We start from the raw sequence: 22,899 nt of genomic DNA, 5'->3' as shown, positions 1-22,899 counted from the left end.
TTACGAAATAAATAAGCGGAGAATAACAAATTGTTGAGGTTGTGTTAAATTCTATTGTCCTTTATATATAATTGAAGAACTCAATGGTTATTCACACCAATACTTCACAGGTCAGAACACCTGAACCGGTAACATCATTTTTATCCACAATTATTGATTTTCCGGTATAAGTTTTGATAACAACGGTTCCTGTCCTGTTCCATAAACTCCATGTGTAGGTATAAAAAACACCTTCGGTATCCAGTTCTTTTCCGTCACGATACAGTTTAGCTGTCGCGTCAACATTATTATTTCCATTCTTTATAATAAATCCCCGGTTACTTACGATTTCAACAACAATGGGTTTAAGTTTCTCCTGAGCCTCTTTATTAAGGTCTTCCCAACGAATGGTCACATCCTGAAGTGTAATCGTATCTTTTGTCCAATTGAAACGTCCTGAAGCAAAATGTCCTGTTCCATCGGGATTAATAACAAAGGAGTTGTCGCGGGAAGAAATGGAGCCATCGGCATTCAACTTTAATAGCGGGTTTTGAATCGTTCCTCCGATTCCTCCTTTACTGAACCAAGCCCCATAATCTTCGACATACGAAAGGGTTCCGTCAGTGGGTTGATACTGGGAAGGTGTAATACCCGATTCCATTTGTGGAGCGGAAATTAATACACCTGCTTTTGTAGCATCTATACGGATTATCAGATTTAATGCTTCCGATTTTTGAATAGGAAAAGACAGGTAATGACGTCTCCATTCATTACTTGCCGTAATGATAATATCCTGCAAGTAATATTCATCCTGATACAGAGAAAGTACAACATCATTATTCGCTTTGGTCCAAAATGAAAAACAATACTTTTTGTCGATATGTGCGGTTCGCCATTCATGGGATTGAACAATAAGTTTGGCATAATACCCCATTTGCCAGACAGAGCCTATACCGACGGGAGTCTCATTCTCAATTTCTACAGTAAAAATATCTTCAAAACTGCAATCAATACTATTTTGAATGATATTCTTATGTATTTTACCAACATAAAAGGTGGAACTGAATCCGTTTTCGTCACCGGCAGTCAGGGTTCCTGCTATGTTTACGTTCTTTGTTGCATATAGATTTTGAAAATAAGCTCCATACCCGTCCAATACTCCGAATACAGGATCGACTATTCCTTTGACTTTTCCGATACGGGTTTTCGTTGCTCCGGCAAAAGTTGAAATATCCGATTGGAGCACAATGTTCAACTCGGCGATCTCACACCAGTCTCCTTCGGTTTTCAGAAAGTTGGTAAGATCAATAAAGAAACTCCGTTGATAAGAAGCCGGATAGTCTATAGTGACCAGATGCAATTTATACTCCCAATCAGCTTTAATTTCTATAATATCTGTCCCGTCCATTTCCAAACCGGAGGTATATCCAAATGAAACAGGAACATTTGTCAGGCTTTTGGATGCCCTAACCTTATAAGATATGATAAGCCTTTGCGGATGTTCTAACCGTTTCCCGATAGATTGCTTAAAACCAATTTTATCTATTGTATTATTGACGGTATTTCTTGTTATCCTGAAAATCCTGTTTGCTTCACTTCCTGATTGGATGTAGCTTACATCCAGATACTTTTCTCCCACGCAGGCATATTTATTTTTATCGGGAATATCCTGCTTTCCTTTATACAAATAAGGAAAGCATAAGGAATTTTCGATAGCTAATCCATCGATTACATCCATAAACGGGGATTCGCAGTCCGAAGCAGTCAGATATAAAGCTCCGCTGCGGTTTGTATCAAATAAATTGGTGATACGAACAAAATCCAGTATTTCTCCCGTTTTAGGCTCATCGCCTTCAATCAACGCCCCGATAAAATAGGCGGACTCTCCTTCACCGACCAACTCGGTTCCGGTATCCGTTACAATCATTAAGGAATAGATCAGGTTCGGATTGTCGAAATATTGCCTTCTGACTACATCACCGACACATAGTCCCTGTGTCTTTTTTGACTTCGGGTCAATCAGTATTTTGAATTTCGGATAATTATATACAGACATAATTAAATGAAGAATTAAAAATTAAGAATGCTGACAAATTTATAATCTAACAACCGTATCTCCCGAACAATTGTCACTGACCCATAATGCACCGTTCGTTGCACTTATTTTTTGAACCTCCAGTTCATAAATACGCATCTTTTTGCGGATTGTCAGTTCATCAAAAGTAGCGGCAACATTACCTGTAATTTTATTATGCATCACAGCCCAACCTGAACCCGCAAATCCGGACGAGAATCTTTCCGATGACAAATCATTCAGGAAATAAGCATTTCCGTGGTGTTTAATCCCGTCCGCAGAAGCCAGAAAATACTGTTCGTTGTTAAAGAATAGGCATCCGGCGGTTAATCTGGTGAAAGAATTATCAATTCCTATGTGACTTTTTGATTCGATGGGTTTATCAAACGTGATAAAATCTGCATTAGTCGAAATAATAAGTGAATCGGAAATTCTGTTTTGCGGTTGGTAGCGGCTGGTTGAAATCCCGTATTTAAACAGAATTTCATAATAAAAGACCGTTTTCTTGTCGGGTGTAATATGTTCAACAAAGGATGTAAAACTGATACCATCCGATTTTCCATATAAATATGCACCTCTTGATGTGCCAAACCTTAGTTTTTTATGAACGATTATCCCTTCATCGTTTGAATCAACACGGTAACTGGATAACAGATTGTCTCCGTAATTATGGCGGACCGTCAACGAATCCGGAAAATAGGCCGCCCCGTATTTACTTACGAGGACATAATCTCCATCGACATCGGAAATATTTGCCAACAATCTGACTTTATCAGTGTATTCACTGCCAAGAAGCAAATCACCGCCTGCAGCACCCAGTTGTATATTTTCCCCGTTTATTCTCGTTAAGACGGGGATATTGCCGATCTTTATTCCGAAGCCCGATGCAAAGGATAGATAGTTGTTCAGATTAACAGTTCCCTGTTTATCTATTGAAACGATTACTTTATCATCAATGCCGAATTCTACACCCCTGCAGGCCCTGAGCATTCCGGATAGTTTGGTTTCACCTTTAACCGTAAGGTTTCCCGATATCAATCCGTCAAGCATCCTCCAGCTTACACTCTCCAGATTGGCATTTCCTGCATGGAAAACTTCTTTACCTTTTACCAGCAGGGTAGAAGGAGAAATATAAACCCCCGATTCTTTACTGTCTCCGAAAATAAAATCTCCCTGAGAGTGCAATGTGGAATCCGAGAAACTAATATCGCGGTTTATAAACAAAGCTGTACCTGTCTGATTATCATAAGAGATTATCCGTTTGCCACCTATATATAGATTCGTGGCTCCAATCTCCACATCGCCGTTAAATCTGACACCATAAATGACACCCTGTTTTAGGTAAGTCCGGATAATCCAGGTATTATTATAGCCTGCTTCAAAGCCGTAATTAGCACGTAACATTCCGGTCATATCACCGCCACTCTTCTTCAGGTAGTCCATTAAGATCCCGCTTTGATCTCCATTTCCTTCCCCTGCTACGCCTCCGGCAATGGCTTCTGCAAAACCATAAGCCGTGTTGTGCAAACGGACAGATATTTCGTTTCCTTCAACAATCCCCCAGGGATGGTTTTCATCTTTTTTATCCTGGGCATTAAAAAAATTATGGTACAGTTGCGTATAAATACTGTAACAAAGGCTTTCTGTATCCAGTTCTTTTATAGCGGGATGTAATGTTACACTCATTTGGTAAAGGCTGTTTGTGAAAGGAATTTCTGTATTTTGGAAATAAGCGATGCGAAATTGGGTGCATTAACAGCTGGCATGGTTCCCATCAATGTCGGAGTCATAATCTTGGAACATTCCGTCAGGAATTCCAGCATTAATTGAGCCAATTGATTTCCTAATACTAATGGTTCGGTTGCCGTTTCTTCCCCGATTGTTACTTTGTTTTCCTGAAGGGTAACAGCGGTGCTTCCGACTTTCTGTTGTATTTTATCCGCTGTCTGGCTTACGCTAGACTTATCAACTGTATGCGTGATTTGCTCGGATGTATGCAGGGTATCCGCAGCTTTTCCGTCTTTGTTTTCTACCGCTGTATGTATTGCATCGGCTGAATAAGAAGTCACAGCCTTATTGCCTGTCGGCTTCAACTCATCATAATCAGGTGAATCGTTATCTTCCGGATCGAGTTCTTCGGTTTCAATAACACCAACTGTCACTTCTTTATGCGCATTCAGTTGGATAACATCGGCATGAGAGAAGTTCAGGACATACATATATTTCGTGGCAGCATCACTGACAATAGTTACATCCGAATACAATGTCGGGATTACCAAAAAACCTTCCGAATTATCCTTTGCTCCGGATAGTAACACTCCCTTATGGACTATTGGTTCTGTACTGGATGTCTCATCCGGAAATTCACCAACATCGATTGTTCCGGCATATTCTTCAAACTCTTCATCCGCTTCATCATCATGTATTTTGGCAACATAACCGTGGATCATCCGGGCAGTTCCAACACCGCTTGTTCCTCCGGGAGCCATATCGATGCGGTCCATACTCCTGCCCAGAGCTATCTTACGGATTGCTTCCTTTATCATCCGCTGGCTGTTGTTGCTGTCTATTTTATTCTTTGTCTCCATAAGTTTTCTTTCCGTTGATTTTGTTATCGAAAGTCTTACATAACAAAATTTATCCAAAGTCTTCAGTTATGGAAAGTAAATCAGGCAAATAGTGCCTGTAATATTCTAAAATCCATAAACTTTACATAAATCGTTTACATAATATTTTTATATTACTAATGGCAATAGTGCCTTTACTAAAAAATAGAACTATTATGGAAAAAACGTTTCTAAAATGCAGATGAAAAATCAAATACATATAATAAGTGTAGGAGCTTTCTTTTTTATTAAATCTCTCATCATTTATCTATACTAAAAAAGGATTAAAGTATTTGCTTTAATATAATAATTACAAAACATTAAATTGTTGATAAATAACTAATTAATTTATTTTATTGTTAAACGGCAAAAAGTGATTATATTTGTACAATTATGGGAAACCCATATGAAAATGACATCATAGATCAGGGCCTTTCAGAACTAGGATTAGCTTCTGAAAGAGACTTATTACTCTTTTTTACTAAAGAAAAAGAGAAGTATAGTTCTTTACCTGAGGTTTGGTTTCAACTAGAAAAAGCACAACTCTATAAGGCGGGTGCTGTTTTTTTTTAAAAGGGTATCAAAGACAACGAATATATACCACAAATATATATCTATGATTTCACAGCCTTAATGTTAGCTGAGGAAAGTGTCCTAACCGAAATTCATAAGAATGTATGGACAGGAGGAGATATTCCTTTGGTTTGTGTGTTCTCAAAGACCGAAACAAAAATATTAGACACTAGCAAGCCGATAAAGAAAGAAAAGGATAAATATGTGCCTGAATATATTGTTGAAAACTTAAAGACAATAGCTAAAGGTCATAGCATTTATAACAAGTTTTTTGCTCAAAAATTAAAGGCTGGTAGCTATTGGGATAATTCCAGTATTGATTTTTACAAATATTCTTCTTACAGTAAATTGACAGAGTTATTACGTAAAGTAATAAACAGGTTTACTAAAGATTCTGGATTAGCTAATAACAAGGATGTTGTTCAAAAATTAATTATACAATGTATTCTTATAAAATATCTGGAAGAAAGGCGTGACGAAAATAATAACTCGGTTTTTCCTTCTAGTTTTTTTGAAAAATACGATGGCCAGCAATTTAGCGATATATTGGTAAATGGCAAGGTGTTTTTATTTTTTGACGACTTGAATAAAAATCATTTTAATGGGGGTATTTTTCATTGGGAAGAAAGTCAAATTCGATTATTCGATGGGAAAGAATCTGCCCTTTCTTATTTAGCCGAAGTATTGAAAGGATATTTAGGTTCAAATCATCAATATCAAATTGATTTTGATGATAATTTTTCCAGGCTGTATTCTTTCAATCATATTCCAGTTGAATTAATTAGTCGTCTGTATGAAGAGTTTATCATAAAAGAGAAAAAGAAAGATCAATTAGTTGAAGGAACTAAAAAAAATGATGGTGTTGCATACACACCATCCCATTTAGTGAGATTATTGATTAATGAGGTTATGCCCATTAATCAATACCCATCCAATATAAAAGACTATAAAATTTTAGATCCTGCATGTGGTTCTGCTATATTTCTTGTTGTTGCCTTCAAACGCTTAGTACAGTGGTGGCGACAACAAAATAATTACAAAAAACCTGAGTTAAAGGATTTAATAGGTTTACAACAATCTCTTTGTGGTATAGATTACGACCCAAAAGCTGTTCAGATTTCAATATTCAGCCTTTGTATTGCCTTATGTGATGAACTTTCACCTAAAGAAATATGGGATGATTTGAGGTTTGATAAACTTGAAGAAAAAATAGTTTACTGTAATGATTTCTTTTTATGGAAAAAAAATATAGGAAAAGAGACTAAATTCGATCTCGTCATAGGAAATCCCCCTTTTGTAAGAGGTGGAGTTAAAGATGACTTGAAAATTTGGCAAGTAAATGATAGCTTATCTGTTGATATTCCTCAGAACCAAATTGCATTAAAATTTTTAGGAGACTCTTTGACCTTGCTAAAAGATAATGGAATATCGTGTTTAATAGTAAAAGCCTTACCTCTATTATATAGTAGTAGCGATTCGTCTAAAGCCTACCTAAGGGCACTAACAGAAAACTTTCATATTAATCAAATTTTTGATTTTACACCTCTTGCTCGTAATGGAGTTTTATGGGATGGGGTTGATGTTGATACTGCTGCAATATTTGTAACCAAAGCTAAACCAGATTACGATAAAAATATATTACATGCAATTTTTCGTAGAACGAAAACAAATAAAGAAAGAATCTATTTTGAGATAGATAAATATGACTTACATTTTATTCTTCGTCAAGCGATTTACGAAAACCCCTACATATTCAAAATAAATCTTCTTGGAGGAGGTCGATTGAATTATTTATATCACAAATATTCTGAGTCTGTAAAAGTTCAAGACTACTTAGATTCCAATGAATGTCAAGCTAATGAAGGCTTTATGTTCGGTATAGAAGGAGACCTTTCTGAAGATTTTATGTATGAATATAAAACACTTCCAACACGAGCTTTTAATGAAGATGGAATTGATTTTAATCAATTAGATTTTATAGACAGGAAGAAGAAATTTATATCAATAAAAAATCGTTCTACATATGAATATCCCAATATTATAATAAAAGAAAATATTGAAAAAAATAAAATACCAATTTATTTTAATAATAACATTAACTTTACGTTTAAACATAAATTAATTGGAATATACTCTTTGCATAAGAATATTGAACCGATTGCAGAGTTGTATAGATCATTATCAAATTATCAAGACTTCCATCGTTTAATTATTTTTATAACAAGTAGTCAAGTTTTAATAGGAAAAAACACTGCAATACTTAAAGAAGATATAATGCGTTTACCTATATTGGATGAGTCGTTCATTCTATCTGAAATAGAAAAAAATGTCATTAATGATGTATTAGAATATACTCAATATTTTATAAGAAAGCCCGAAACAGCTGAAGCCCTAAAACCATTAAAGAACATTGAATCAGAAATTTATTTTTATGGACAAGAGTTTTCAACTGCTATAAATGATTTATATGCAGATCAGACAAATTTATTTAAGCTTACGAACATTATAAAATTTGAGAAAGAAGGCTTAATCGGAGCATTATTCTCTTACGATGACGAAGAAAAGAAAGAGATCCGAATAATTAACGAAGATGAAGCAACAGGAATTGAAGGATTAACTCATTTTGATATAAATCAAAGCCTTACAGCAACAAGAGTTATACAATATTACACACCAAATAAGGTGTTATTTATTAAACCTAATCAAAAACGCTATTGGTTAGCATCAATTGCCTACCGTGATGCAGATAGTGTATTTGCTGACATATTAAATGACTACTGATATGTTGGTAAATGATTCTATAAATTCATCAACGTCAAACGTACCAGCTTTTACGCCAAGTGTAAAGCTAGAAAATATATATGAAAATATATTGGTAGAAAATATTCCTATTTTTTTGCAAGATATATCAAATGGTGTTTTTACTAGGAATTTGAATGAAGAAGGTTTTACTCAGGAATTTACGAGTGTCCTGAATCGAAGCTTAATTAATCATAGTCGAGGTGTCTTAGTTGTTCCAGAGTTTAAGGACTATTATTCAGGTGGTAATCCTGCAAAAAGAGTTGATTTTGTATTTATATCTTCAGAGCAAAATGTATCAAAGAAAAGTTTATATGCTGTCGAAGCAAAACGTTTACCTACAGGAAAAGGCACTCGGGAAATTGAATATGTGATAGGATATTGTGACAGTGGTAACCCCTCTGGTGGAATTCAAAGATTCAAAACTAGTGATCATGGTTATGGTTTGTCAAAAAGTGCATTGTTAGGTTATATTGAACAAGATGACTTTTTACATTGGCATAATACAATAAATGGATGGATTTTAAGTAAAGCAACTGAATTACCTCAAGAATGGAAAAGTTGTGAGTGCTTAAGTGATTTAGAAATAGAGCCAAATAAAACATATTCAATATCTCGCTCTACTGCTAAAAGAATATCTGATGATATCGACTTATTGCATCTTTGGGTAAAGGTCCCTTAATGATTATAAAATTACCATTAGCATTCGTAAAGAAACAAACTATGTAAAGTGACTGACTTTATCTTCATGTATTACTTTATGAAGCCACATGTTACTCCTACATAGGTGGTTTTTACCATTAACAAAGAAAGTTCAAAAAAAACTTACTGTCAGTCGTTACAAAATGAATAAACCTATGTATATTTGCAGTAGGAAATAACTCATTATAAACCTTGTCTATGTGCACTTTAATGTGCATTTTGTCATTTTGATTAGATATGGTTATTGAAAGCCAATGTGTTACAATTGAAATTTAAGCTGTCGTGATGACAACCTTTTTTTATTTATATATACATACATCGAAAATGCCAACATCATCGCAATTAGATGTGGCTGTCCTGCTTTCTTTCCGTATATCTATCGGGAATCTGTTTTTGAAGTGTTTGGTTCCGGTTTAATATTTAGACAAATCTATGCCTAAACTAAAGTGATAGGAAGTGGCATCGGGGTGAAATTGCGCCAAGGCAAAGCCTATGTTAAATCTCTTTACCCTCAATCCGGCTCCGGCATTCCAGCCGCCCCATTTATTTCCATCCTGTATTTTCATATCCGAATGTACTTTAGGGTTATATCCTACGCCAATCCAGAAATTATCGGACGGAATTATATCTACCCCGAAAACCAAGTGTTTCATCAATACACTGAAAAAATTACTTTTGTCGGGTTCCAGGCCATTTGCAGCATTCACTTTTTCAAATTTCCATTGAGTGAGGTAAACAGCCGTTGCCGATACACGAACCGGAGCGTGAGACAACCGCTTCGAGAAACCGACGTTTACATCCCAAGGCAGGCTTACCCGTTTGTCGTTGTAGGCAGAAATTTGCGCCCCTACGTTTTTGATAACGAATCCTACGGCAGCATCGCTATCCGGATTATAATAGCTCAATCCTGCATCGAACCCTACGGCCGTAGATGTATAGTTTTCGTAGGAAGAGTAGATAAATTTGCCTGTGACTCCACCTCTCCATCTTTCTGACAAATCTCGGCTATACGTACCGTTTATAGCTATGTCTTTCGCCGAAAAATTGCTTCCTGTAATATTTTCGGGAGATGCCTCTAAAAAATCGCCATAATCGAGGTAGTTGATTCCTACCGAAAACGCACTGATGTCGTTTATTGCTTTTCCGAAAATTGCGCTCCCAACCCTAATGTCACCTATATACGACATATAGTTGAGGTTGACGTTCATGTCCATTTCCGTACCCAGAAGCGCAGGGTTGTGAAATACAAGAGACAAATCGTTGTCCACCAAAGAGACATTGCTTCCTCCCATCGCATTCACTCTGGCCGATGAAGGAAGGTTAAGAAACCTGTATGCTTTTTCTCCATCCTGAGCGTTAAGTATTGTGTTAAAGAAGAATGTCAGAATATATGTTACTAAAAATATTTTATGTAAACGTATGTTCATAGGTTGTTGTAAGAGTTCTTAGTCCCAAAAGACAAAGATAAATTTTTATTTTAATTATACATATAACGTAATTATTGAAGAAAGATTATAATACATGGATAATTTTGATTGAAATATTTTTCCGATAAGCCTCAAAATGCAATAATTTGATTTATTTCTTACCTTTGTGCGGATATACAGTAAAACGATAAGATTTTGAATTTAGAGTTATTCATAGCCCGAAAAATATACTTCAAAGGAGATAATAAGAATAAAGCATCGTCACCTGCCATAAAAATAGCCGTTGCCGGAATAGCCCTGGGATTGGCCACCATGATATTGGCTGTCTGTATAGTTGTTGGATTTAAACAAGAAATACGGGACAAGGTTGTCGGTTTCAGTTCTCACATCCAGATCTCTAATTTTGAGAATAACAACTCTTATGAAACCTATCCTGTATGCGTAGACGATAGCCTTTTGAATTTCCTGAAATCGAAACCGGAAGTAAAACACGTAGAGGTTTTTTCTACAAAACCCGGAATTATAAAGACAGATAATGACTTTCAAGGCATTGTATTGAAAGGTGTTACATCTGATTACGACTGGAGTTTTTTCAAGCGCAACCTGGTGGAAGGAAGCGTTCTGAATGTTTCTGATACAATCTCTGCTTACGAGGCTATTATTTCGGAATATATTGCCAATAAGCTAAGCTTGAAACTTGGCGATAGCTTTTTCTGCTATTTTATTCAAGATCCGCCAAAAGTGAGAAAGTTCACTATTACAGGCATCTACAATACAAATTTTGAAGATTATGACAAAATATTCGTCATAACAAACATAAATATTATTAGCAAACTCAATAGTTGGGAATCTGACCAATTCGGTGGAATTGAGCTTATTGTAAATGATTTCGATCGTTTGCAAGAAATCAGGAACGATCTTTTCATTGATATGGCTGCAACCCATGACAGGTTGGGCAATACATTTTTCACAGTCTCCGTAATTGATCAGAATCCGATGATTTTCAATTGGCTGAACCTGCTCGATATGAATGTCTGGGTGATACTCATCCTCATGTTGGCCGTTTCGGGATTCACCATGATTTCGGGTTTGTTGATCCTGATATTGGAACGGACAAATATGATCGGTATATTAAAGGCTTTGGGAGCCAAAAACTTTTCCATCAGAAAAACATTTCTCTATGTTTCTTCATTCCTCATACTGAAAGGCATGCTGTGGGGAAATGTAATAGCATTGACAATATGCCTTGTTCAAAAATATTTTGGAATATTGAAGCTGGATGCTTCCGTATACTACGTTTCGCAAGTGCCTATCGAACTGAATATCATTTATATTGTACTTATCAATATAGGCACACTTCTTGTTTCCTTGATGATGATGATAGGTCCTTCTTATCTGATTGCTCGCATATTGCCTGCAAAATCAATCAAATTTGAGTAAGGAAAATAGTTGTCTTTCAATCTAAAAAAAACGGTTACATATCAATTCGATATATAACCGTTTTTCACTTGTTGTCCCACAAAGATTCGAACTTTGAACGACTGAACCAAAATCAGCTGTGTTACCATTACACCATGGGACAATCCCTTTTTGCTTGAAAAGCGATGCAAAGATATACCTTTTTTATTAAAAACAAAACAATAAAACTGTTTTTTATTTATATTTCAAAAACAGCCTTAAGTTTCAATGTCTTAGTTATTGAAGATTTTTTCTTTTTCGCCAAACCTGATACGAATTGATAATGTTTTGCCACAAAACATAAGTTCCCGGACCTATCGAAGAGAGTGGATTCAGGTAAGTTTGAGCCATCCAGATGGCAAGAATCGTATTTTTCTGACCTAGTCCTTGTCCTCCGGCAATGGTGTCGTCGTAGCGTTTCCCGATTTTTCTTCCGGCAATAAACTGTAAAAGACAGATAAATAAGGCTGTCAGTGCTATCACTACTTCGGTATATGGATTAATTGTCCCTTTGGCATCCAGAATAAACTGTGTTATTTGTGCCGAAACTAACAGCAGGGCAATATTCCAAAGGTAAAATGAGCCTGATTGCGATTTCTTCACCGTTTTATACAATGGGGATACATATCTTTTCAGGAATAGGGCAATAACCAATGGCAAAATCAGTAATATCACTATCTTTTCGCCGATAATGACTGTTGCCTGAAAAAATGATACATCTCCCTGATTGCTTATTAACGCAAAAATGAACGGAGCGCAGATTGCTACTGTCAGATTGCTCATGAATGTATAAGCTGTCAGGCTTGCTGTGTTGCCCCCAAGCATACCCGTTATAACAACGGCTGAAGTGGCTGTGGGTGCCAGCATACATATCAATCCCGCCTGAGCAACAATGGCATCGAATGAAACAAGAACCCGATACACGATCAAACTGCCAACTATCTGAATCAGCAAAAGGAAAAAGTGCATTTTTGTGGGTTTTATGCTTTTCAACTCAATGTTGCAATAGGTGATAAAAAGCATCAAAAAAATCAGATAGGGCGTTATGATGTAAAAATGCTGAAAAAAGGAGTGAAAAACAATCCCCACAGTCATTGTTATGGGCATCATGTACGATCTGATTTTCTTTAGAAAACTCATCCGGATTTTTTATTTATTAGGGTTTATATTGAATGAGAATATACAACTTGCTTTTGGTTGATTGTGTCGATTGTTCAATGAAAAAACAAGAAGATTAATCGTTGAAATTCCAGGATAAGCCAAATTTGAATGACATCGGGTTGACCGGATAGTCTGGCGTGGTGAAATAGCATCTGTTTCCTAAACTTTCGGCAATGTTGTACATCATCAGGTATACACGGGTGTTTTTTAATTTGAAGTCCAGATATGCGCTCGCAATAGGGAAATTTCCGATCTTCTTTTCCTGTTGATTATAGAACTGCATAATTACAGGATCGTATCCCGGCGCGTGGTATTCGGTAAAGTAACGGCCGTCGACCCCCAGTTGCAGATGCAAAACCTTGGCAAGTGTTGCCTGCAAATACAGGTTTGTGTAGAGGCTGATCGTTGGCAGAGGCAAGGCTTTTTTGTTGCCCGACATCTGATATGCTATCTCATTGTCCCAGTGTAGTATGCCTGCATTTAGCTTTTGTTCTAGCTGAATACCTATAACTTGTATGTTGTCTTTCTCTTGTGCAATCAGCTTGTCTGCGCCATAGTAAATGTAGTTCTGTATGTTTTCAACGCCTCCTTTAATTCTGGTTTTTGTTTGAGGCAACCATATTTCCCCACCCACATATACACGGCGGATATCTCCGGGATTTATAACTTTATTGTGGGCAATTTGGTTTTCTACGTATAAATCTTTACTGTCCCACCTGAAATACTTGGAGTAGAATTTGGTTTCGAAAAATGTTGGCTTCAGGTTTTTTATGTAGGCATTTGCTCTGATAACAGCATCTTTACCTTTTATCTTTATTCTGGTTGATATGTCTCCTTTTATCTTGAATTCACCAACATTATATCCTATTACACCAAGGTCTGCATACAGGTTATATCTGAGATATTGACCTTTTTCTTTCGATAAGACACCTCCGATAACAGTAGAGTTTTGCGATTCGACAATTCCTGCCAACGGGTATCGGAAACTGGGATATTGGAATTTTCTGATATCTTGTTCGATGAAGGCTGTTAATCCGAATTTTACCCATTCTCTGAATCCTTCGTTCAGCGATATGCCGAAGGTGTTTTTTAACGACCAATACGATGCCCGGTCATCAGCCTGACCGGAGTAATACCAAGGGTCGTTCGCGCTTTTTATGTATGTGGTATCTGTTGCCGTCAGCTCTCTTTCCTGAGCATCCGTTTTTATTTTTTCGGTATCTTTCGATATGAATTTTCTTTGCTGATCTGCATAATAGGTGGTCAGTATAAGGCTGGCAATGGGAATGGAGTCTGTGTCTGTGATTCCCAGATTGTATCTGTTGTTGAGATATAATTGTCTGCCTTTCACCCTGTTCCATGCGTCGGAAAAACGGGTTTCTATATTCTTGGAATCTTTAAACTCCCTGTTTTTATTGGGGTCGGTAATGCTGCTGTCGTTGGCAAGGCCACCGTTTTCTCCGTTCGTGAAATTGTTATTGTATACCCAAGCGTGCATCTCATATTTTTTGCCAATATAACTAACATTGAAGTCGTATGCTATTTGTTTATTGGCCAGACTGTTATAGTGCCCTCGCGCATAGAGGTAGTTGATGTTGAAACCGATATTCAGGTTTTTGTTGATATTCCACGATAGTTCCGCATTAAAATTTTCTTCGTTGGTAGGGCTGGAGCCGAAAGATTTGCTTTGATACGAAATATTGGAATAGGGTATGGTTGTGTTCAGAAAAACTTTCTTTTCGGGTTTCTTTAGCGAATAACTGAATGGAGCCAGAAAATTGAAGAGAGGTGTTTCTTCGCGGTTGAAAAAGATCTTCGATTGAGCCGGCGATCCGAGATTACTCAGATAGCTGACGGCTATGTCCTGAGCATCAACTTCGGCCCGGTGATGGAAGTTATACAGCAAAGTATCCCGTTCTATTATAGTTCTGTTTCCGAGCCTTTGGTCAATTACCCACCCGTATATCCGATGTTTCTGAGTAGTATCTACAACAGCTTTGGGAGTCATATCTCTGCCATGTATATGCTCGTCGTTGTGGGTGTGCAGGCTGTCATTGTCGAGGATAAGTCGAGCATCTTGGGCTATGACATAACCAAATGACATGAAAAAGAAAGCTATGAATACCAGATTTTTTTTCATCGGTGCAAACTTACGTAAAAAACATAAATGTAGTATGTGTTTTAGTTTTATTAAGAGACAAAAATTCACATCTGTTTGGTCAAAGTTAACTTTTTATCCACAATGTTCGGAATCTCATTTTCATAATGGGTGACATAGATCAACGATTTGTCGTCTTTGCAATATTCTTCGATAATGCTTTTCATATGCTTCTTTTTGTTGATGTCTAAACCGTGTAGAGGTTCGTCCAGAACAAGAAGATCAGGGTTTTTTACAAAGACTCTGGCAAGTAACATCAGGCGTTGTTCTCCGGACGAAGCCAGAAGAAAGGGGTGATTTTTCAGATGCCCTACACCAAATACCGCCATCCATTTCTCTGCAATTTTTTCTTGCTCGTCGTTGCATTTGCGGTATAAGCCAATGGTATCGAAAAATCCGGAGGCCACAATATCCACGCATCTCACATTTTTCTGATAATACAGGTGCATCTCGGGAGAAATGTATCCGATTCGTTTCTTTATATCCCAGATGCTTTCCCCATTACCCCGTTTTTGGTCGAAAAGCGTGATGTCGTTTGCATAAGCCTGCGGATTGTCGGCGCAAATCAGGCTTAGCAGGGTTGATTTTCCAGCTCCGTTTTTTCCTAAAAGCGCCCATTTTTCTCCTTTTTTTACAGTCCAGTCGAGATTTTTCAGTATCGTTCTTTTTCTGTATCCGATATGTATGTTTTTTAATTCCAACACATTGTTAAAGCATATTCCGCCGTTCTTGCTTTGGATAACATCGCCGAGGTTGATTGGATATTCACACTCGAAAAGTTTGTCCTGTATTTCTTTGTCGTTCAGAAATTCGTCCCTCTCGAATGTTGCTTTTATAGCTTTGTCTTTTATGGCTAAGATGTTGGTAATCACGCTAGGAATGTCGTCCGGATTGGAAAGGACAAGAATGATTTGTATGCCTTCCATTGTTGCCAGTTTCTCCAAAACATTGTTCAGTACAATTCTCGAAGCGGCATCCAGTCCGATGTATGGATTGTCCAATATCAATAGGCGGGGTTTTGAGATGAGGGATTTTATTATCAGGAACTTCCTCAGTTCTCCACTCGAAAGCAGGTTTATTTCTTTCTCCAAAAGGTCTGCTATGTTGAAGGATTCTACCAGATAGTCAACCCATTCCTGGTTGTCGGCTTTTAGCAGTAAATCTTTAACAAGAGGCATTTCGTGTTCGTCTCCTACATTCCATCGTTGTTGGTAATAACTGTTTTTTATATCAGCCAGACTGTATATATCCTTGAATGCTACCGATTTGATGAATTGAGATGAAGATCTGCCTTCTTCAATTTTTATCTCTCCCGATTTGAGAGCGTATTTACCTGTAATTATATCTGTCAAAATGGTTTTTCCGGCTCCGTTTGCCCCTACAATTGCCCAATTTTCGGATTCTCTGATTTTCCAATTTATTGGTTCTTTAAAAGCAATGTCAGAAAGACGGGGAATAACATCGTTTATTTCTAAAATAGGTTTATCTGCCATGATTAAGTCTTAAATTTAGTGTAAAATTAAAGATAAAAACCGTTGGATGGCAATATCATTTTTCTTTTTAGTTATCTTAGTCGCATTAATTCGTTAAAAAAAGAAGCTCGATGAAAAAGATTTTTTTAGCAATGATCGTTATCTGTCTTTCTTCTGTTGCTTTTGCTCAGGAGGTGGATGGCTGGAAGCTATTTGCTGTGACCGATGGCGTGGAAGTTTACATAGATACAACTACCATAAAGCGAGTAGATAATAAAGAGAGCGGAACGTTTCGTTACGGTGTGGTTTCTAAAAAGTTATATACCGATATCATTGCAAAATCGGAATATTTAGGCAGAATTGAGTCTACTTTTGCCGAAACTGAGAAAAAACCTGAAAAAGTAAGGAAAAAGATGAAAAAGTGGGACGATTTTAAATATACTTTGATTGAATATATTTACGATTGCGCCAATCGCCGCTTCAGAACGGTGACGATAACCGATTATAATTCAAAAGGTAAGGTGATAGTGAAGACCAAAACAAAAAAAGATTCGCCCTGGACTAACATCGAAGGTGACGATGTTGGCGACTTGATGCTTTTTTATGTTTGCGATTCGGGTCAATGAGTATCCGATAATGTCTGCGAACTTTCGTCCTGACCGCCTTTCTCAAGATATTGGTTGCGCAAAATAGCTTTTTCCTTCGATGTTTTAGCATCCTCTATGTCTTTCATCAGAGTTGCTAATTTGTATGATTGCACAATTGAGTTTTTTGATGTATTTGAAAGTACATAACTAGCTGTGTGTTGTCCTCGCAGAGAGACAGTTATTACTTGATCTTGATTGTCGAAAATAAATTTTGCGACGCCGTTCTCCATCATCGGGGTATAGCGTATAATTTCAGTTCCGCCTAATCTGTAATTCAACCCGTCGCCGTATTCCTCCTTGGTTTCGGCAAAATTTCCGTCTTTTGTGTTGACTATCACAATAGCATGTTTTCCACCGCCATTATAAACACTTTCCAGAATCAGATCTCCATCTTCCATAACGCCAGACCTCAGGCCTGTGCTGTTTCCGGAGAAAGACGGGTCGATTTTAGGAACATACATTCCTTTGTCCTGATATTTTTTGTTTTGTTGGATGGCGAATTGTTTTTTCATTTCATCCAACTGCGGTTGTAGCATGGAGAGAAGCGAGTCGCATCTTTTTATTTCTACATCGTTTTCTCCTTTTCTCACTTTTTGCAGAAGAATATAGGCTTGTTTTCTTTCGTTAATAGCTCTAGGGTGATTGCTCTCGATGCTGTCTATCAATTGTTTGGCTTTTGCTAAATCGTTGTTTTCGTAGGCGGCAGTGGCACTGCTTAAAAGGTTTTGAGCCTCTTTGTTTTCTTCTTTGCAGGAAGAAAAAGAAACAAGCAGAATAACAATAAGTGCCGTAATCAGTGTGTTTATAGATGTTTTCATAATGCGATGAGAGCCAATGGTTTCGTACAAAAATACTAATATTCTGTGGTAAATGCCCGTTTTGTTATATTTTTGTGATTCTTAAACAATTGAGAAATGTATAAAGTTGACGACGAAATAATAGAGAGACACCTCTCCGGAAAAATATTTGAAACGATACGTGATACTGCCGACGAAAAAGGCTTGGAATGCTATACGGTTGGTGGATATGTACGGGATATTTTTTTGCATCGTCCATCTAAAGATATTGATATTGTTACCGTTGGGCGTGGTATAGAATTGGCGGAGGCTGTTGCGGCAAAATTAGGACGAAACGTGAAATTGTCTGTTTTCAAGAATTACGGAACAGCGCAAATTAAATATAAAGACACGGAAATTGAGTTTGTGGGAGCCCGAAAAGAATCGTATCAGCGGGATTCGCGAAACCCGATTGTGGAAGATGGGACTCTGGAAGATGATCAGAAACGGCGCGATTTTACGATCAACGCTCTTGCCATTTGTTTGAATAAAGACCGGTACGGAGAACTGCTCGACCCCTTTGATGGCATGGGAGATATGGATCGCCTGCTGATACGCACACCTCTTGATCCGGACATCACATTTTCGGACGATCCTTTGCGAATGATGCGTGCCATACGATTTTCGTCTCAGTTGGCTTTTGATATTGTAGACGAGGCTTTCGAGGCAATCAGGCGAAACCGGGAGCGGATTAATATTATATCGAAGGAGCGGATTGTTGACGAGCTGAACAAGATTGTCCTTTCGCCGAAACCTTCTCTTGGTTTTATCCTGTTGGAAAAGACCGGATTGTTGGAGATTATATTTCCCGAATTGCTCGCTCTTAAAGGTACGGACATGAAAGCCGGGGTGGGGCATAAGGACAACTATTATCATACTTTGATGGTGCTCGACAATGTTGCCTTGAAAACCGATAATCTTTGGTTGCGGTGGGCTGCTATACTTCACGATATTGCCAAGCCTGCCACAAAACGTTGGGATGCGAAACTAGGATGGACTTTTCATAATCATAATTATGTGGGGGAGAAGATGATTCCCGGCATTTTTAAGAGGATGAAACTGCCTTTGAATGAAAAAATGAAGTATGTTCAGAAACTCGTTTCTTTGCACATGCGCCCTATTGCCTTGGTTGAAGATGAGGTAACGGATTCGGCTGTGAGGAGGCTGATTTTCGAGGCCGGCGATGATATTGACGATCTGATGACTTTGTGTAAAGCCGATATCACATCGAAGAATTCTGAAAAAGTCAAGAAATATCTTCGGAATTTCGAATTAGTTCGACAAAAGATGAAGGATATTGAAGAAAAAGACCATGTTCGTAATTTCCAACCGCCTATTGACGGGCAAGAAATTATGGAGATTTTTGGTCTTGCTCCCAGCTCAGAAGTTGGTAGCCTTAAATCCTCAATCAAGGATGCTATTCTAGACGGTGTCATTCCTAACGAATACGATGCGGCATACGAATACCTGATAAAAAAAGCCGCAAAAATGGGTTTGAAACCTGTGAAAAAATAATCAGATCATCTTTTTATATACTTCAAGGGTTTGCTCGGCAATAGTCTCCCAGTTGTAATTGTCCAGATTATATGCGACTTTATGAGGGGAACGGGAAAGTTTTTCCTCCAATTTATTTATGAGTTCATTGGTGTTGTGTGGGTCGAAATAATCTTCCGCAGGCAGGTTTACAGCCAGATTAGCGGGAATGTTACTGACCACGGCATCCAAACTGTAACTCATTGCTTCGAGCAGGGAAATTGGCAAACCTTCGTGAAAAGACGGCAGAACAAACAATGCCGCATGTGAAAATAGTTCAGCAAGCGGTTCGCCTTTGATGAAGCCGGTTAATATTATATTATTTTCTTTAGCCAGTTTCTTTAAGGAGGTAGAATATTCTGTCTCGTGATCGGCGTCTCCGGCAATAACCAACTTTATATCTTTTGGTATTTTGCTGTCTCTATATGCTTCAATAAGATTATGAAATCCTTTTTCTTCAACAAAGCGACCCAAGGTGAAAATATATTTCCCTTTTTCAAGACCAAGTGTTTCAATATACTTAGAGTTTTCGATGATTAAAGGAGCATCGACACCATTGTAGATGAGGTGGACATTTTCTGTCCTGTTGTACTTCTCTTTCAATGAATTTGAAATAACATTCGATATTGAAATAATATGGTTGGCATATTTCGCTGCCCAACGTTCTCCTGTTTTGAGCATCAGTTTGGCTGCTTTACCCCATTTTTGCCTGTCATAATCTGCACCGTGATGAGTAACTACGACCTTCATGCCCAATAATCGGGCAAAAGGAGTCATCAAGGCAGGTCCGATAGCATGAATGTGAAGTATATCGGCTTTTTGCCTTTTGGCATAGCAAACAGCTAAGAATGTATGCACAATGGCTTCTATACTTTTTTTTCTGGGAGCGAAAATATCTTTTATTTTCACACCTTTATATTGAGGGAGGATATTGTCGGCAGTAACATAGCACGATCGTCTGATTAGTTCGACATCACAGCCGGAAGATACCAGAAGTGGGTATAGCTTTTCGCAATGTGTTTCCACTCCTCCTTGTATGTTGGGTATGCCACGCGTGCCTGTTACTATTACTTTCATGGGTGTCTGATAAAAGTTTAGGTTGTTTACATAAATAGTAATTCGTATATCGCAAATGTCTAATAGTCGAAAGTCAGAGCTTCGCCTCTGGTATCGTTCACCGTTCCGTTTTCGAAGGCTATCTGCCCGTTTAGAAAGGTTTTCTCGATGGTGGACGAAAACGTTTGCCCTTCGAATGGCGACCAACCGCATTTGTACAAAATATTTTCCTTTGTCACTGTATAATCCTTTTTCGGATCAACCAATACCAAATCGGCAAAATATCCCTGACGAATATATCCCCGTTTATGAACCCGAAACAAAGTGGCAGGAGCATGGCACATTTTGTCTACGACCTGCTCTTTCGTTATTTTATTTTGTTTTGCCAATTCGAGCATAACTTGCAGCGAATGTTGCACTAAAGGCCCTCCCGAAGCTGCTTGCAAACATCCGCCTTGTTTTTCATCCAATAGGTGCGGGGCATGATCGGTTGCCACAACATCCAGTTTTCCTGACAATAAACCTTGTAAGAGGGCTTCTCTATCCTCCTCGGTCTTGATGGCCGGATTCCATTTTATAAGAGAGCCATACTTTTCATAATCTTTGTCCGAAAACCAGAGATGATGCACACATACTTCTCCCGTTATTTTCTTATCAATCAAAGGTTTTATGTCGAACAGGCTGACCTCCCTCTCTGTTGACAAATGCAGGATATGCAAGCGAGAGCCGTATTTGTCGGCAAGATCCACAGCTTTAGCCGAAGATTGATAGCAAGCCTCTGCGCTTCTTATCAGCGGATGATATTTGATGGGAATATTGTCTCCGAACTGAGATTTATAATAGGCTATATTTTTCTGGATAATGCTTTCTTCTTCGCAATGGACAGTTTTGATCATGTCTATTTCTGCAAAAATAGCCGCTAAGGTTTTATTGTCGTCCACCAACATATTGCCTGTTGACGATCCCATGAAGATTTTGATGCCGCAAACATTTTTCTTGTCCACTTTCTTCAACTCCGACAGATTGTCGTTGGTTGCGCCAAGATAAAAAGAATAATTGGCAAACGATCTCTCGTTTGCGATCTCAAACTTTTGCTCCAGTGCATCAATGGTAGTTGTTTGTGGTTTTGTATTAGGCATTTCCATATAAGAAGTGACCCCTCCTGCAATAGCCGCTCTGCTTTCGGCGTGTATATCTCCCTTGTGAGTCAAACCCGGCTCACGGAAATGAACCTGATCGTCAATCAGTCCGGGTATTAGCCATAATCCTGTTGCATCTATCACTTTGGCGTGAGACAGCATTTGTTCCGGAACCTGACTTTTGTAAATTTCTTTAATAGTTTTTCCTTCTATCAGCACAGAACCTGTAAAGCTCTTGCCCTCATTTATTATTGTTGCATTATGTATAAGTATCATTGCTGTATTTGTTTGATAGGCAAATGTACTTGTTATTGTTGAGAGCACAAATAAAAAAGCAACCCATTTTCAGGTTGCTTTTTGAGTCGCTATTTCTGCTTTCCGGATATTAAAAATTCCACTTAAGAGGTTCGAAATATGCTTGTGGGTGAAGACACGCCGGGCATTGTTTTGGTGCTGTTTTGCTCTTAATCACAAATCCGCAGTTCATACATTGCCATTCGATCGGCTCTTCGCGTGAAAACACTTCTCCTTTTTCCACTCTGGCAAGGAGCGCTTTGTAACGGTCTTCGTGCATGTTTTCTACTTTAGCAATCATGCGATACATAACTGCGATATCTTTAAACCCTTCTGCCTCTGCAATATCAGCAAATGCAGGATAATCCTGCGCCCACTCTTCATGCTCTCCGGCAGCAGCTTCTATCAGATTTTCGGCTGTTGTGCCTACTTTTCCGGCAGGATATGAAGCCGTGATTTCCACCATGCCACCTTCCAAAAACTTAAACATACGTTTTGCATGTTCTTTTTCCTGCTCGGCAGTTTCCAGAAATATCGAAGCTATTTGCTCATAACCCTCACTTTTTGCAACCGAGGCAAACATCGTGTAGCGCATACGGGCTTGAGACTCTCCCGCAAACGACTTCAACAGGCATTTTTCAGTTTCTGTACCTTTAATACTTTTTTCCATGTCTTTTTTCTTTGATGGTTTTTTACTAGTTTGATCTATAATCGTTATAAAAATTATGGATACAATCAGAATAACAAATTAAAGATATAAATTTTTAGCAAGACTGTGAAATACAACAGTCTGATTTATTTCTCATCCTTGCCGATCAGTAGTTAAATTAATTATAATAAAAACGTTCATTTTGTCTTGACACAAAACGAACCAAAAAGTCAAGGCTTAGCTTCTCGGCGACCGACCTCACCCCGGCCCTCTCCAAGAGGAGAGGGAGCAAGCCCCTCTTTTGGAGGGGTTGGGGAGGTGTTCAATTTTACGCCT

17 protein-coding genes and 1 tRNA gene are annotated in these 22,899 nt (G+C 38.0%); 6 read left to right on the top strand and 12 right to left on the bottom strand.

Annotated elements, in window-relative coordinates; all coding sequences use genetic code 11:
- Window positions 1-91 precede the first annotated feature (91 nt).
- Genes D0T56_RS00090 through D0T56_RS00080 form a run of 3 tightly spaced genes read right to left on the bottom strand, consistent with a single transcriptional unit; the run spans window position 92 to window position 4,641 of the window.
- Window positions 92-2,035: a hypothetical protein gene (locus D0T56_RS00090; protein WP_163318108.1), complete on the bottom strand. Its 1,944-nt coding sequence runs from the start codon at window positions 2,033-2,035 to the stop codon at window positions 92-94.
- 39 nt (window positions 2,036-2,074) lie between these two features.
- Complete coding sequence (locus tag D0T56_RS00085) at window positions 2,075-3,739, bottom strand: hypothetical protein (RefSeq protein ID WP_163318107.1); 1,665 nt, start codon at window positions 3,737-3,739, stop codon at window positions 2,075-2,077.
- Window positions 3,736-4,641: a hypothetical protein gene (locus tag D0T56_RS00080; protein ID WP_163318106.1), complete on the bottom strand. Its 906-nt coding sequence runs from the start codon at window positions 4,639-4,641 to the stop codon at window positions 3,736-3,738. Before D0T56_RS00080 ends, D0T56_RS00085 begins: the two co-directional genes overlap by 4 nt.
- A gap of 411 nt (window positions 4,642-5,052) precedes the next feature.
- Between D0T56_RS00080 and D0T56_RS00075 the strand changes: the two genes are divergently transcribed.
- The 3 genes from D0T56_RS00075 to D0T56_RS00065 are packed head-to-tail and all read left to right on the top strand — an operon-like array spanning window position 5,053 to window position 8,713.
- The gene (locus tag D0T56_RS00075) at window positions 5,053-5,232 is read left to right on the top strand and encodes a hypothetical protein (protein ID WP_163318105.1); all 180 of its coding nucleotides are present in this window, start codon (window positions 5,053-5,055) and stop codon (window positions 5,230-5,232) included.
- A 60-nt stretch (window positions 5,233-5,292) separates the two neighbouring features.
- Window positions 5,293-8,013, top strand: a complete 2,721-nt coding sequence (locus D0T56_RS00070) for a class I SAM-dependent DNA methyltransferase (RefSeq protein WP_163318104.1) — start codon at window positions 5,293-5,295, stop codon at window positions 8,011-8,013.
- A gap of 1 nt (window position 8,014) precedes the next feature.
- Window positions 8,015-8,713, top strand: coding sequence for a hypothetical protein (locus tag D0T56_RS00065; protein ID WP_163318103.1), 699 nt, complete (start codon window positions 8,015-8,017; stop codon window positions 8,711-8,713).
- Between the two features lie 433 nt (window positions 8,714-9,146).
- Here D0T56_RS00065 and porQ read toward each other — a convergent pair whose 3' ends face one another.
- Window positions 9,147-10,160 (bottom strand): type IX secretion system protein PorQ, encoded by a 1,014-nt coding sequence (gene porQ / locus D0T56_RS00060; RefSeq protein WP_163318102.1) that lies wholly within the window; start codon window positions 10,158-10,160, stop codon window positions 9,147-9,149.
- Window positions 10,161-10,355: 195 nt separating this feature from the next.
- On the opposite strand from porQ, the gene D0T56_RS00055 reads away from it, so the two are divergent.
- Complete coding sequence (locus D0T56_RS00055; protein WP_163318101.1) at window positions 10,356-11,600, top strand: ABC transporter permease; 1,245 nt, start codon at window positions 10,356-10,358, stop codon at window positions 11,598-11,600.
- A 71-nt stretch (window positions 11,601-11,671) separates the two neighbouring features.
- On the opposite strand, the gene D0T56_RS00050 is transcribed toward D0T56_RS00055, so the two are convergent.
- The 4 genes from D0T56_RS00050 to D0T56_RS00035 form a co-directional block, all read right to left on the bottom strand.
- Window positions 11,672-11,742: transfer RNA gene (locus D0T56_RS00050), tRNA-Gln, on the bottom strand.
- 113 nt (window positions 11,743-11,855) lie between these two features.
- A complete protein-coding gene (locus D0T56_RS00045) occupies window positions 11,856-12,758 on the bottom strand; it encodes a transporter (RefSeq protein WP_163318100.1) in 903 nt (300 codons plus the stop codon).
- Window positions 12,759-12,852: 94 nt separating this feature from the next.
- Window positions 12,853-14,919, bottom strand: coding sequence for a putative porin (locus tag D0T56_RS00040; RefSeq protein ID WP_163318099.1), 2,067 nt, complete (start codon window positions 14,917-14,919; stop codon window positions 12,853-12,855).
- 65 nt (window positions 14,920-14,984) lie between these two features.
- Window positions 14,985-16,430, bottom strand: coding sequence for an ATP-binding cassette domain-containing protein (locus D0T56_RS00035; protein WP_163318098.1), 1,446 nt, complete (start codon window positions 16,428-16,430; stop codon window positions 14,985-14,987).
- A 110-nt stretch (window positions 16,431-16,540) separates the two neighbouring features.
- Here D0T56_RS00035 and D0T56_RS00030 point away from each other — a divergent pair, with 110 nt between their 5' ends.
- Complete coding sequence (locus tag D0T56_RS00030) at window positions 16,541-17,035, top strand: surface-adhesin E family protein (RefSeq protein WP_163318097.1); 495 nt, start codon at window positions 16,541-16,543, stop codon at window positions 17,033-17,035.
- Here the strand turns inward: D0T56_RS00030 and D0T56_RS00025 are convergent.
- Window positions 17,029-17,874, bottom strand: coding sequence for a hypothetical protein (locus D0T56_RS00025; RefSeq protein ID WP_163318096.1), 846 nt, complete (start codon window positions 17,872-17,874; stop codon window positions 17,029-17,031). The two genes, D0T56_RS00030 and D0T56_RS00025, sit on opposite strands and share 7 nt — an antisense overlap.
- Window positions 17,875-17,970: 96 nt before the next feature.
- On the opposite strand from D0T56_RS00025, the gene D0T56_RS00020 reads away from it, so the two are divergent.
- On the top strand, window positions 17,971-19,407 hold the full coding sequence (locus D0T56_RS00020) for a CCA tRNA nucleotidyltransferase (protein WP_163318095.1): 1,437 nt from the start codon (window positions 17,971-17,973) through the stop codon (window positions 19,405-19,407).
- On the opposite strand, the gene D0T56_RS00015 is transcribed toward D0T56_RS00020, so the two are convergent.
- The 3 genes from D0T56_RS00015 to rbr form a co-directional block, all read right to left on the bottom strand.
- On the bottom strand, window positions 19,408-20,502 hold the full coding sequence (locus tag D0T56_RS00015) for a glycosyltransferase family 4 protein (RefSeq protein ID WP_163318094.1): 1,095 nt from the start codon (window positions 20,500-20,502) through the stop codon (window positions 19,408-19,410).
- A 59-nt stretch (window positions 20,503-20,561) separates the two neighbouring features.
- Entirely contained in the window at window positions 20,562-21,896 is a 1,335-nt protein-coding gene (locus D0T56_RS00010; protein WP_163318093.1) for a dihydroorotase, read from the bottom strand.
- A 109-nt stretch (window positions 21,897-22,005) separates the two neighbouring features.
- Entirely contained in the window at window positions 22,006-22,584 is a 579-nt protein-coding gene (gene rbr / locus D0T56_RS00005; protein ID WP_163318092.1) for a rubrerythrin, read from the bottom strand.
- Window positions 22,585-22,899 lie beyond the last annotated feature (315 nt).

The sequence above is a fragment of the Dysgonomonas sp. 520 genome, from assembly GCF_010501095.1.
Lineage (GTDB): Bacteria > Bacteroidota > Bacteroidia > Bacteroidales > Dysgonomonadaceae > QVMP01.
The sequence above is the reverse complement of the archived record's forward strand: the minus strand, read 5'-3'. Positions and strand labels throughout refer to the sequence as shown.